This window comes from Pseudomonas sp. LBUM1653, assembly GCF_059716115.1.
This window is the reverse complement of record NZ_CP166803.1, coordinates 6,730,959-6,743,884: the sequence shown is the minus strand read 5'-3', so window position 1 is coordinate 6,743,884 and position 12,926 is coordinate 6,730,959. Positions and strand designations below refer to the sequence as shown.

Sequence of the window (12,926 nt, the reverse complement as noted above, 5' to 3'; positions counted from 1 at the left end):
CCTCAACTCAACTACAGGAAAAGATCATGTTCAAGCCTATGGCCCTGGCCGCTGCTGTCCTCACCGCTTTCAGCCTGAACGCCTTTGCGGCGAAAACCGAGTTGACGGTGTACACCGCCCTCGAAGCCGAACAGCTTAAGACCTACAAGCAAGCGTTCGAAAAGGCCAACCCGGACGTCGAGATCAAATGGGTGCGTGACTCCACCGGGATCATCACCGCCAAATTGCTCGCCGAAAAAGACCGCCCGCAGGCTGACGCCGTGTGGGGCTTGGCCGCTTCAAGCCTGGCAATCCTCGACCAGCAAGGCATGTTGCAAAGCTACGCGCCGAAAGACCTCGGCAAGATCGGCGGCAACTACCGCGACGCCGCCAACCCGCCAGCCTGGGTCGGCATGGACGTGTGGGCTGCGACCATTTGCTTCAACACCGTCGAAGCCGAAAAGCAGGGCCTGACCAAGCCCGTGAGCTGGCAAGACCTGACCAAGCCCGAGTACAAAGGCAAGATCGTCATGCCCAACCCGGCGTCGTCCGGCACCGGTTTCCTCGACGTCAGCGCCTGGCTGCAAACCTTCGGCGAGAAGCAGGGCTGGGCGTACATGGACGGCCTGCACCAGAACATCGGCCAGTACGTTCACTCCGGTTCCAAACCATGCAAACTGGCGGCGGCCGGTGAGTTCCCGATCGGCATTTCCTTTGAATACCCGGCTGTCCAGCTCAAGCGCCAGGGTGCGCCGCTGGACATCATCCTGCCGAAGGAAGGCCTGGGCTGGGAGATCGAAGCCACGGCGGTGATCAAGGGCACTGCCCACGAGGAAGCCGCGAAGAAACTGGCGGACTTCTCGGCCAGCCCCGAGGCGATGGAGCTCTACAAAGAAAACTTCGCCGTCCTCGCGCAGCCGGGCATTGCCAAGCCGCAGACTGAATTGCCAGCCGACTACGAGCAGCGGTTGATTAAGAACGACTTCGCCTGGGCGTCGAAAAACCGCGACGAGATCCTGACCGAATGGCGCAAGCGCTATGACGGCAAGTCAGAGAAAGTGGCGGCCAAGTAAATCTTCGTAGACTGATAAGGCCTCATCGCGAGCAAGCTCGCTCCCACAGGTTTTGTGAACGCCACGGACCCTGTGGGAGCGAGCTTGCTCGCGATGGCGGTCTCGCATTCAGAGCACCTCTAGATGACACAACACAACGACATGCTGATCGTCGGCGCCGGCATCCTGGGTTTGTCCCACGCTTATGCCGCCGCCAAACGCGGTCTCAAGGTCACGGTTTTCGAACGCAGTGCAACGCCCCTCGGCGCGTCGGTACGTAACTTCGGCCAGGCGCTGGTCACCGGCCAACCACCGGGACGGATGCTGGAACTGGCCCGGGCCAGTCGCGAAATCTGGGGCGACTGGGCGCAACTGGCTGGCTTGCAACTCAAACGCAATGGCTCGTACCTGTTCGCCCGCACCGAAGCAGAAGAACAGTTGCTGGAATCCTTCTGCGCCGGTCGCGCCGTGGAACACGGCTACCGCGTCGACCTGCTGCGTGGCGCCCAGTTGAGTGATTTGTACAGCGGCCAATTCCGCCATCACCGTGCGGCGTTGCACGGCATGGACGATCAGCAACTGTATTCACGCGAAGCGATTCCGGCGCTGATCGACTTCCTGCGGCGCGACCTGGGCGTCGAGTTTCACTTCTCCACCCTGGTGCGCGACATCGAACCGGGCCGCCTGCACAGCACCGCCGGCTGTTTCAGCGCCGAGCAGATTATCCTCTGCTCCGGTCACGATTATCAGACGTTGCTGGCCGAGCAGATCGCCGAACTCGACCCGCAGATCTGTCGCCTGCAAATGCTTCGCGCCCGACCGCAGATCGACCTCAACCTGCAACACGCATTGCTTACCGGCTTGAGCTGCGTGCATTACGGCGCCTTCGCCGATTTGCCCGAAGCCGCAGCGGTGCAGGCCGAGATTCTGCGACACGCGCCGCACCTGCATGAAAACGGCATTCACTTGCTGATCAGCCCGACGCCCTATGGTGAATTGATCATTGGCGACTCTCACCATTACGGCAGTGATCCGTCGCCTTTCAACGGCGAGCAGGTGGACGACTGGATGATCGAGTTGGCCGAGCAAACGCTGGGCTGTAAAGTTCAAGTGGTCGAACGCTGGCAGGGCGTCTATGGTTCACGGGGGCCTGGACCGTTTTCGTTCCTGCGCCCGGCAAAAGGCCTGAGCGTGGCATTGATGCACACCGGCGTCGGCATGAGCGTCGGGCCGGCAATGGCCGAACGTAACGTCGCCACTGTATTGGGGGAAACCTGATGGAGCGTAACGAGCAAATGATCGCCGAGGTGTTCGGGTTGTACGAACGTTTTGGCGCCAGCGACTACATCGGTGAGCCGGTGTCGCAGATCGAGCACATGTCCCAGGCCGCGGAGCTGGCCATGACCGAAGGCTTCGACGATGAAGTGGTGCTGGCGGCGTTCTTTCATGACATCGGGCATATCTGCGCTGAAAGTGCGCAGAACATGGGCGGCTTCGGCGTGGTCAGTCATGAGCGTCTGGGCGCGGACTATTTGCGCCGTGCGGGATTCAGCGAGCGCATGGCGAGGTTGGTGGAGTACCACGTGCAAGCCAAGCGTTATCTGACGCTTAAAGAGCCTGGGTACTATGAACGCTTGAGCGAAGCCAGTCGCCGCACCCTGGAATATCAGGGTGGGGTGATGACGGTTGAAGAGGCTGAGGCGTTTGAACAGGACCCGTTGTGTGCCGTGAGTTTGCGGATGCGCCAGTGGGATGAACTGGCGAAGGAGATGTTTGTGCCGGTGATTGACTTGGCGGTGTTGAAGGAAAAAGCAGCGCGCTTGCTGGCTGCGTAAACCTTTGGAACTGAGTCGCTGCCATCGCGAGCAAGCTCGCTCCCACATTGGATCTGCGATCGACGCCGTACCACTGTGGGAGCGAGCTTGCTCGCGATGGGGTCAGTCCAGACTACACAAACACTCCAGCCTTTAAAGCTGCTGCGCCAACACCTCAACCTGCTCCTGCCGCTCCGCCTGATTCAACTTCGGATGCGCATTGAGCGACGACCACTGCGGATGCGCCCGCGCCTTGTTCAAGGCTTCGGGCAGTTTGCTCTCGCGCCAGCTCTTGTCCTGGGGTGTGGCCACCTGAATGCTATCCATTGCCGCGTGCCCGCGGGCATTCAGCGCTTGGAGCAGTTGGCGTTGACGCAGTGCCAACAGTCGCAGAACGTTGTCATCGACCGTCAGCTCACGCTGGCCCTTAAGCTTGCCCAGCAAGCGGCTGCCATAACTGCGGGCGGTTTGCAGGGCGCCGCCGGCGATGGCCCCGGCCAGTGCGGCCGCACCCAGGGTAATGCCGCCGACCAGCAGATCGACTCCGGCCCCGGCGGCGGCACCCGCGGCGATACCTCCTCCGACCCGCACGCCCAGTTGCTTGAGGGTCTCCGGATTGAACAAATCATCGCCCCAACGACCGTCGAGCAGCGGCAAATCACTGGCGGCGGCGTCCTGTGGGCGGAAGGCGTAAAGCCTGAGCAGGGACTCGACGCAGCGCTGCTCTCGCTGTCGCACGGCTTTGCGCAGTTCGCTGATCGCTTGCTGCTCCTGTTCAGCATCGCTGACCACACTGCGTCGGCAGGCTGCGCAATCGATCAATAGCTCGGCGATCAACCGCGCCGCGCTTTGCTCGCGGGCCAGGCGTTGGGCCTGCTGGTCGGCGATCAGGCGTTGCAGTTGCGGCCGGGCTGTTTCCAGCAGCAGGGCGAGGCTTTCATAGAGCCTACGTTCGCCGTCCTCCGGTGGCGCGACGCTGTCGAATCGCACCAGCGCATGCAAACCCAGGCGCGCCAGTGCTTCACGCCACGCCGGCTCACGGTGGTTGGTGCTGCTGACAAAATTCAGCACCGGCAGCAGCGGTTTGCCACAACTGGCCAGCACTTCCAGCTCATCGCGATACTTGGCAAGGACCGGCTCCCGGGCGTCGATCACATAGAGCCCGGCGTCCGACGCCAGCAACTGGCGCAGGACCTTGGCTTCCTGTTCGAAGCGCTGCCGTGCTTCGCTGCCCTCTAGAAAGCGTGCCAGTCGTGCCGGGCCGTCCAGTCGCTCGCCGGGGCGCTCCAGGCGTTCGAGGTAGTCGAGCAGGGCGATGGCGTCTTCCAGTCCAGGCGTGTCGTAGAGATCAAGCAACGGCTCGCCGTCCACCGACAACCGCGCGCCTTCGACATGCCGCGTGGTGCTGGGGCGGTGGGAGACTTCGCCGAAACCGACATCGCGAGTCAGGGTGCGCAACAACGAGGTTTTGCCGACGTTGGTGTGGCCGACGACCGCGAGTTTCAGAGGCTGCTTCCTGGTGTCAGTCATGACCCGTCTCCAGCCAGTTCATCGGTGCGCAATCGGCGAACGGCAGTTCCAGCTGTTGCAGCGCCACGTGCCAATCGCCGAGGCGTTCGGCATCCAGCGCTCCACCGGGCGGCGCTTGCAGCAACCAGATGCGGGTGGCGCTGGCGCTGCGGGCCAGTTCGGCCATCAGCGCCAGGCTGCCGCGATCCGGCGAGCGCCGTGGATCGCAAGCGATCGCCAGGCGCGCAGGAGGAAAGCGGCTCAGTTGTTCGAGGAGTTTGTGTCGCGATTCGCGGCTGTCGAGGATGCCGGCGTTGCTGACGTTCTTCGGCAGTTGTGGCGGCCACGGGCGGTCGTCGTCCAGTTCGATGGCGACCAGTAGTGCGCCATCGCTTTGCTGTTCACTGACGCCGCTTTCCACACGATGAAGTTGTGCTGGCGCGGCATCGCTGACACCCAGGCGTTCGCTGGTGGGCATCAGTCGTTCGCGCAGTTGCGCGTAGCCGGGCAGGTTCAGGTCGAGATGCAAGGTTTTCCGCCCGGCCTTCCAGCGCCACAAACAAAACACTGCCAGCAACAGGCGCGGCACCACGCCGTAAATCAGCAATACGCCCACCAGCCACGCCGCCCAGGCTTGGCGGGCGCTTTCGATGTTCAGTGCGGCGTCGCCACTGGCGCGGATCATCTCCTCGGTTGGCACACTGAAGCCGAGCAAGGCCGGTAGCGTACCCAGGGCTTGGGTCACGGCAATAAAGGTGTCGGCGCTGAGGATCGTGGTTTCCCAGACGAAGCCGTAGCGCCAGGTCGCCATCAACGTCAGCAGAATCACCAGCGCACTGAGCATCGCCAACAACCACAAGCCATTGACCAACACGCCGATGGCCCAGCGATTGAGTTTCTGGCGTTGCAGCAACAGCAGCAGGGCCGGCGCCAGTTGCGCGGCCTTGGCGTCCCGGGCGAGTTTTTCACTTAGCCACAGCCACAAGCGCCCGAGGCTGGCGCCGTGTTCACCGGCAAACACCAGGCCCAGGGCCCAGCTCAGCAGCAGGATCAGATTGAGCCCGAGCAGACTGCCCAGCGCCCAGAACACATTCACCGGGTGCAGACCGTCGCCCATTGCGGCAAAGGCCAGGCCAGCGCCGCTGACCACGGCCAGCACCGCCAATACGATCAGCGCCAGTCGCGCCCCTTGCAGCCAGTGCTGGAGTGCATCGCTCAAACCATCGCGTTCGGCCAGCCACAGGGCGCGGCGCTGAATGCGCGTCGGCAAATCGCCGCCGGCGCTGCGGGCCAGTCGGATGGCCTCCAGATCTTCCAGGGGGCCTGCGTGTTCTTCGCGCAGGCGGATGGTTTCTGTCAGCCAGAGATTATTCAGTTCAGTCACGCGGCATCCCGTCGCTCAATTGAACTGAGAGCATAACCGCTGTGGCGCTTATCGGGGAAAGCGCGCCTCTGGTATCCTCGCCGCCATGACTAAATCACTCCCCCTCAGCCTGATCGCAGCCCTCGGTGAAAACCGCGTGATCGGCGTCGACAACAGCATGCCCTGGCACCTGCCGGGGGACTTCAAATACTTCAAGGCCACCACCCTGGGCAAGCCGATCATCATGGGGCGCAAGACCTGGGATTCCCTCGGTCGCCCGTTGCCGGGCCGCTTGAACATCGTGGTCAGCCGTCAGGTGGATCTGCTGCTCGAAGGCGCGGAGGTTTATCCCTCGCTGGAGGCGGCCGTGGTTCGCGCGGAAGAATGGGCGAAGGAGCAGGGCGTCGATGAGCTGATGCTGATCGGCGGGGCGCAGTTGTATGCGCAGGGGTTGGCGCAGGCTGATCGATTGTATTTGACCCGTGTGGCGCTGAGCCCGGAAGGGGATGCTTGGTTTCCGGAGTTTGATTTGGGGCAGTGGAAGCTGGTTTCCAACATCGAAAATCCGGCTGTGGATGACAAGCCAGCGTACAACTTCGAAGTCTGGGAAAAAGCCTAAAAGCTTCGCGAGCAGGCTCGCTCCCACAATGGTTTTGCGGTGAATCATAAGTGGTGTGAACACCGCCGAACTCTGTGGGAGCGAGCCTGCTCGCGAAGATGCCCGCTCCGCCGCTAAAAGACTTAAGCGTGAGTCAACGCCGAATGCTCATCCGCATCCAGCAGTTCTTTATCCGTCTGCTGCATCACCTGACTAGTAATAGCACCCGCCGTCATCGAACCACTCACGTTCAACGCCGTACGCCCCATATCAATCAGCGGCTCGACCGAAATCAGCAACGCCACCAGTGACACCGGCAAGCCCATCGCCGGCAACACGATCAGTGCGGCAAACGTCGCGCCCCCGCCAACGCCAGCCACACCCGCCGAACTCAGCGTGACAATCGCCACCAGCGTCGCGATCCACAGCGGGTCCAATGGGTTGATGCCAACAGTCGGCGCCACCATCACCGCCAACATCGCCGGATACAGGCCGGCGCAGCCGTTCTGGCCAATGGTCGCGCCGAACGAAGCGGCGAAACTGGCGATGGATTGCGGGATGCCCAGGCGGCTGGTCTGCGCTTCGATGCTCAGCGGGATCGTTGCAGCGCTCGAACGACTGGTGAAGGCAAACGTCAGTACCGGCCAGATCTTGCGGAAGAACCGCAGCGGGTTGATCCCTGCCGCCGACACCAGCACCCCATGCACCACGAACATCAGGCCCAGGCCGATGTAGGACACCACCACGAAACTGCCGAGCTTGATGATGTCTTGCAGGTTGGAGCCAGCGACCACTTTGGTCATCAGCGCCAGCACGCCGTACGGGGTCAGCTTCATCACCAGGCGCACCAGACGCATCACCCAGGCTTGCAGGGTGTCGATGGCGTTGATCACTTTCTGACCTTTTTCCACGTCATCCTTCAGCAGCTGCAGCGCCGCAACCCCGAGGAACGCAGCGAAGATCACCACGCTGATGATCGACGTCGGCTTGGCCCGCGCCAGGTCGGCGAACGGGTTTTGCGGAATGAACGACAGCAGCAACTGCGGCACATTCAGGTCGGCGACCTTGCCGGCGTAGTCGGTCTGGATGGTTTGCAGGCGGGCCATTTCCTGGGTGCCGGCCACCAGGCCCTCGGCGGTCAGGCCGAACAGGTTGGTCAGGCCGATGCCGATCAATGCCGCGATGGCGGTGGTGAACAGGAGCGTGCCAATGGTCAGGAAGCTGATCTTGCCCAGCGACGAGGCGTTGTGCAGACGGGCCACGGCACTGAGGATCGAGGCGAACACCAACGGGATCACGATCATTTGCAGCAATTGCACATAACCGTTGCCCACCAGATCGAACCAGCCGATCGAGGCTTTCAGCACCGGGTTGCCGGCACCGTAGACAGTGTGCAGCGCCACACCGAACGCCACGCCCAGCACCAGTGCGAGCAGGACTTTTTTCGCCAGGCTCCATGTAGAGTGGCGGGTTTGTGCGAGACCAAAAAGTAGCGCGAGGAACACCAGCAGATTGAGGATCAGCGGCAGATTCATGAGAACTCCGAAGTGACTTGTGCCAGCCACCTTCCGGGGCAGCTGCGAACCGGCAAGCCTAACAGCTTGATTTACAATGAATTAATATCAAAAACGTCTTGAAACTGTCGTTTTTGGAATAAGCACATGTCGCACTCAGGGATGCAGTTGGCGTAATAGGCACGTTGGCAGTCGCTGACAGACGAGGACTGTCATACATATTTGTTAGCGTCGATGTCTTTCACTCAGGGAGAAACATCGATGAAGTTCGCACCGAAATTACTGGCTGCAGCTCTTTGCCTTGGCCTCGCCAGCCAGGTATTCGCCACGGATCTGAAACACTGGCCAGCCGATCAGGCCAAGGCGCTGGACGCGATGATTGCCGCCAACGCCAACAAAGGTAACTACGCGGTGTTCGACATGGACAACACCAGTTACCGCTACGACCTCGAAGAGTCGTTGCTGCCGTTCATGGAAAACAAAGGCCTGATCACCCGCGACAAACTCGACCCCTCCCTGAAACTGATCCCGTTCAAGGACACCGCCGACCACAAGGAAAGCCTGTTCAGCTACTACTACCGCCTCTGCGAACTCGACGACATGGTTTGCTACCCGTGGGTCGCCCAGGTGTTCTCCGGCTTCACGCTTCAGGAGCTCAAGGGCTACGTCGACGAGTTGATGGCCTCCGGCAAACCGGTGCCAGCGACTTATTACGAAGGCGACGTAGTCAAGAAACTCGACGTCAACCCGCCGAAAATCTTCACCGGCCAGCAAGAGCTCTACAACAAGTTGATGGAGAATGGCATCGAGGTCTATGTAATGACCGCCGCCTCCGAAGAATTGGTACGCATGGTCGCGGCCGATCCGAAGTACGGCTACAACGTCAAACCGCAGAACGTAATTGGTGTGTCGATGCTGCTCAAGGACCCCAAGACCGGCGAACTGACCACCGCGCGCAAGCAGATCACCGCTGGCAAATATGACGAGAAGGCCAACCTGGGCCTCGAACTGACCCCGTACCTGTGGACCCCGGCGACCTGGATGGCCGGCAAGCACGCGGCGATCCTGACCTACATCGACGAGTGGAAAAAACCGGTGCTCGTCGGCGGCGATACCCCGACCAGCGACGGTTACATGCTGTTCCACGGCGTCGACGTGGCCAAGGGCGGCATCCACCTGTGGGTCAACCGCAAGGACAAGTACATGACCCAGATCCAGGGCATGATGGCCAAGAACGCCGCGGCCCAGGCCAAGGAAGGTTTGCCGGTGACGGCTGACAAGAATTGGGTGATCGTCACACCTGAAGAAATCAAGTAAGACTGCGGCGCCGCTTTCGCGAGCAGGCTCGCTCCCGTTTTGGGTCTTTGCAGGACACGGGATTTGTGTAGGCCCCAATCCCCTGTGGGCGAGTCTGCTTGGGTCGTAACCGCCTGCTGAAGGGCAGAACGAATACCAACCAAGAAATCAGTTTATGACTTTGCCTCAACCATAGAACCCCGCACCGGGCTGGCGCGTTTGAAATCCGGCAAACACCTGTAGGAAATATCTGAAAATAGGCGGACAACCTATCCGGCGGTTGTTTCGCCTATTCGCTTTTCATAAACTCCGACCCGCCGCATGTGCGGCTCAAGAGACGACGCCCTTACATGGACCTTCCCAGTTTAAGTTCACTTCGAACTAATAACTCCATATCAACCGCTTCCGCGGTGGACTTGCCTGTGAGCTGACGTCAGCCCTGTCTGCGCCTACTCCGGGCGCGCCGCGGTGCCCGGAGAAACAAAATGACTATATCTGCAATTGCAACGAACCTGAGCACCCTGCTCAGCGAGCAACGCCCGCACGATGCTCATGCATCCCTGACGCGACTCCAGCCAGCCGACGCTGCTGAGCAGCTCAACCACCTGAAGACCCCGGAAATTATCCAACTGCTCGCAATGGAGCCCCTAACCCGGCGTGCCCAGGTCTTCGGCTATTTCAGTCTGGAGCGACAAGTCGAACTCTCCCGTGCACTGCCGCGCGCGACGCTGGCCACGCTGATTGCCGCGATGTCGGCGGATGAGCGTGCGGATTTGTTCAACCGCTTCGACGATGAACAGCGCGAGGCACTGCTGCCGGCGCTCGCCCAGCTGGAACGTGATGATTTGCGCCGGCTAAGCAGCTACCTGGAAGGTACCGCCGGGGCCTTGATGACGTCGGAATATTCAACGCTCAAGGCGGGAATGAACGCCAGTGAAGCCATTGCCGCGTTGCGCTTGGGCGCGGCGGATGCCGAAACCATTTATCAGACCTACGTGCTGGACGACGAGCGGCGCTTGCTGGGTACTCTGTCGCTGCGAGAATTGATCCTCGCCCCGGGGGATACCCCAGTGTCACAGCTGATGGTGCAGCCGGTGATATCCGCGCGGGTCAACGACACCCAGGAGCAAGTCGCGAAAAAGATTGGCCGTTACGACCTGCTCGCGCTGCCAATTCTTGATCGTGACCATCGATTGGTGGGCATTGTCACTACTGACGATGCATTGGACGTGGTGGAGCAGGAAGCGACCGAGGATTTTCACAAAGGTGCATCGATCAGTCTGAAGATCGGCAATATCAAGAATGCAACCATCGGTTTGCTGTATCGCAAGCGAGTGTTCTGGTTGGTGCTGCTGGTGTTCGGCAACCTGTTTTCCGGGGCTGGCATCGCCGCCTTCGAGGAAATTATCGCGGCTAATATTGCCCTGGTGTTCTTCCTGCCGTTGCTGGTCGATAGCGGCGGCAACTCGGGCTCTCAGGCAGCAACGCTGATGGTCAGGGCGTTGGCGACTGGCGAAGTGGTTTTGCGCGATTGGTTACGGCTACTGGGGCGCGAGTGCATTGTCGCGCTGGGGTTAGGGTTGACCATGGCGTTCGCAGTGGCCGGGCTGGGCCTGATGCGCGGTGGCCCCGATATTGCCCTGATCGTGGCCAGCAGCATGGTTTTGATCGTAATAATAGGCAGCTTGATCGGCATGAGTTTGCCCTTTCTGCTCAGCCGCATGCGCCTGGACCCGGCTACGGCCAGTGCGCCGCTGATCACCTCGATTGCCGACGCAACGGGAGTGTTGATTTACCTGGGCATTGCTTCACAGGTGCTGGACCTTTCGGTATAGCCGCGCATGATCAGGTAAAAAAATCGCACATCAGACTGCTTGAGTCTTCAGCAAAATGCCCCGCAAGTGCGGGGCATTTGTGTTTCTACGATAGACGCTTACAAACCGTCAAGCATCGCCTTGTCGCGCACAGCACCCTTGTCGGCACTGGTCGCCAGCAGGGCGTAGGCCTTCAGGGCAGTGGTCACTTTACGTGGACGCACTTCCACCGGTTTCCAGCCTTTCTTGTCCTGCTCGACCCGGCGTGCAGCCAGTTCTTCGTCGCTGACCAACAGGTTGATCGAGCGGTTTGGAATGTCGATCAACACTTTGTCGCCATCCTGCACCAGGCCGATGGCGCCGCCGGCAGCCGCTTCAGGCGAAGCGTGGCCGATGGACAGGCCCGAGGTGCCGCCGGAGAAACGGCCGTCGGTGAGCAGGGCGCAGGCTTTGCCCAGGCCTTTGGATTTCAAGTACGACGTCGGGTACAGCATTTCCTGCATGCCTGGGCCGCCTTTCGGGCCTTCGTAGCGAATGATGACGATGTCGCCTTCTTTCACTTCGTCAGCGAGGATGCCGCGCACGGCGCTGTCCTGGCTTTCGAAGATCTTGGCGTTGCCTTCGAACACGTGGATCGATTCGTCGACGCCAGCGGTTTTCACCACGCAGCCATCCAGTGCGATGTTGCCGTAGAGGACGGCCAGGCCGCCTTCTTGCGAGTAGGCGTGCTCGACACTGCGGATGCAGCCGTTTTCACGGTCGTCGTCCAGGGTGTCGTAGCGGGTCGACTGACTGAACGCGGTTTGCGTCGGGATGCCCGCAGGACCGGCCTTGAAGAAATGGTGCACGGCTTCGTCGGTGGTCTGGGTGATGTCCCACTTGGCGATGGCTTCTTCCATGCTGCGGCTGTGCACGGTCGGCAGCTGGGTGTGCAGCAAGCCACCACGGGCCAGCGAACCGAGGATGCTGAAGATGCCGCCGGCACGGTGCACGTCTTCCATGTGGTACTTCTGGATGTTCGGCGCGACCTTGCACAGTTGCGGCACGTGACGGGACAGACGGTCGATGTCGCGCAGGTCGAAATCGATCTCGGCTTCCTGGGCAGCAGCCAGCAAGTGCAGGATGGTGTTGGTGGAACCGCCCATGGCGATGTCCAGGGTCATGGCGTTCTCGAACGCCTGGAAGTTGGCGATGTTGCGCGGCAACACCGACTCATCGTTCTCGCCGTAGTAACGCTTGCACAGCTCGACGATGGTGCGGCCGGCCTGCAGGAACAGCTGCTCGCGGTCGCTGTGGGTGGCCAGGGTCGAACCGTTGCCCGGCAATGCCAGGCCCAGGGCCTCGACCAGGCAGTTCATCGAGTTGGCGGTGAACATGCCAGAGCACGAACCGCAGGTCGGGCAGGCGCTACGCTCGTACTCGGCGACTTTCTCGTCAGAAGCGCTGGAGTCGGCGGCGATCACCATGGCGTCGACCAGGTCGAGCCCGTGGCTGGCCAGTTTGGTCTTGCCGGCTTCCATCGGGCCGCCGGAGACGAAGATCACCGGGATGTTCAGGCGCAGGGACGCCATCAGCATGCCCGGGGTGATCTTGTCGCAGTTGGAGATGCAGACGATGGCGTCGGCGCAGTGGGCATTGACCATGTACTCGACGGAGTCGGCGATGATCTCGCGGCTCGGCAGCGAATACAGCATGCCGTCGTGGCCCATGGCGATGCCGTCATCGACGGCGATTGTGTTGAATTCTTTTGCCACGCCGCCAGCGCGTTCGATTTCGCGGGCGACCAGTTGGCCCAGGTCCTTGAGGTGGACGTGGCCCGGTACGAACTGGGTGAAGGAGTTGGCAATGGCGATGATCGGCTTTTTGAAGTCGTCATCTTTCATCCCTGTGGCGCGCCACAGTGCGCGGGCGCCGGCCATGTTGCGGCCATGGGTGGATGTTTTCGAGCGGTAATCAGGCATGAAGCACTCCGGGCGGCTAATCAGGT

10 protein-coding genes are annotated in these 12,926 nt (G+C 61.1%); 6 read left to right on the top strand and 4 right to left on the bottom strand.

Going from position 1 to position 12,926, the window contains the following annotated elements; translation table 11 throughout:
* The first annotated feature begins 26 nt into the window (after positions 1 to 26).
* The 3 genes from ACA054_RS30555 to ACA054_RS30545 all read left to right on the top strand — a co-directional run bounded on the left by ACA054_RS30555 (position 27) and on the right by ACA054_RS30545 (position 2,866).
* Positions 27 to 1,052 (top strand): putative 2-aminoethylphosphonate ABC transporter substrate-binding protein, encoded by a 1,026-nt coding sequence (locus ACA054_RS30555; RefSeq protein WP_497687448.1) that lies wholly within the window; start codon positions 27 to 29, stop codon positions 1,050 to 1,052.
* A gap of 123 nt (positions 1,053 to 1,175) precedes the next feature.
* Complete coding sequence (locus tag ACA054_RS30550) at positions 1,176 to 2,309, top strand: TIGR03364 family FAD-dependent oxidoreductase (RefSeq protein WP_497687447.1); 1,134 nt, start codon at positions 1,176 to 1,178, stop codon at positions 2,307 to 2,309.
* Complete coding sequence (locus ACA054_RS30545) at positions 2,309 to 2,866, top strand: phosphonate degradation HD-domain oxygenase (protein WP_497687446.1); 558 nt, start codon at positions 2,309 to 2,311, stop codon at positions 2,864 to 2,866. The genes ACA054_RS30550 and ACA054_RS30545 overlap by 1 nt, the downstream gene beginning before the upstream one ends.
* Positions 2,867 to 2,998: 132 nt before the next feature.
* On the opposite strand, the gene ACA054_RS30540 is transcribed toward ACA054_RS30545, so the two are convergent.
* Both ACA054_RS30540 and ACA054_RS30535 read right to left on the bottom strand, forming a co-directional pair.
* A complete protein-coding gene (locus tag ACA054_RS30540) occupies positions 2,999 to 4,375 on the bottom strand; it encodes a GTPase/DUF3482 domain-containing protein (RefSeq protein ID WP_497687445.1) in 1,377 nt (458 codons plus the stop codon).
* The gene (locus tag ACA054_RS30535) at positions 4,368 to 5,738 is read right to left on the bottom strand and encodes a DUF2868 domain-containing protein (RefSeq protein ID WP_497687444.1); all 1,371 of its coding nucleotides are present in this window, start codon (positions 5,736 to 5,738) and stop codon (positions 4,368 to 4,370) included. Before ACA054_RS30535 ends, ACA054_RS30540 begins: the two co-directional genes overlap by 8 nt.
* Positions 5,739 to 5,823: 85 nt before the next feature.
* On the opposite strand from ACA054_RS30535, the gene ACA054_RS30530 reads away from it, so the two are divergent.
* Positions 5,824 to 6,336 (top strand): dihydrofolate reductase, encoded by a 513-nt coding sequence (locus tag ACA054_RS30530; protein WP_497687443.1) that lies wholly within the window; start codon positions 5,824 to 5,826, stop codon positions 6,334 to 6,336.
* 122 nt (positions 6,337 to 6,458) lie between these two features.
* Here the strand turns inward: ACA054_RS30530 and ACA054_RS30525 are convergent, their stop codons facing one another.
* Positions 6,459 to 7,850: an L-cystine transporter gene (locus ACA054_RS30525; RefSeq protein ID WP_497687442.1), complete on the bottom strand. Its 1,392-nt coding sequence runs from the start codon at positions 7,848 to 7,850 to the stop codon at positions 6,459 to 6,461.
* 240 nt (positions 7,851 to 8,090) lie between these two features.
* On the opposite strand from ACA054_RS30525, the gene ACA054_RS30520 reads away from it, so the two are divergent.
* Both ACA054_RS30520 and mgtE read left to right on the top strand, forming a co-directional pair.
* A complete protein-coding gene (locus ACA054_RS30520) occupies positions 8,091 to 9,146 on the top strand; it encodes an HAD family hydrolase (RefSeq protein WP_497687441.1) in 1,056 nt (351 codons plus the stop codon).
* 464 nt (positions 9,147 to 9,610) lie between these two features.
* Positions 9,611 to 10,960 (top strand): magnesium transporter, encoded by a 1,350-nt coding sequence (gene mgtE / locus ACA054_RS30515; RefSeq protein WP_497687440.1) that lies wholly within the window; start codon positions 9,611 to 9,613, stop codon positions 10,958 to 10,960.
* Positions 10,961 to 11,058: 98 nt separating this feature from the next.
* Here mgtE and ilvD read toward each other — a convergent pair whose 3' ends face one another.
* A complete protein-coding gene (ilvD, locus tag ACA054_RS30510; protein ID WP_497687439.1) occupies positions 11,059 to 12,900 on the bottom strand; it encodes a dihydroxy-acid dehydratase in 1,842 nt (613 codons plus the stop codon).
* Positions 12,901 to 12,926 lie beyond the last annotated feature (26 nt).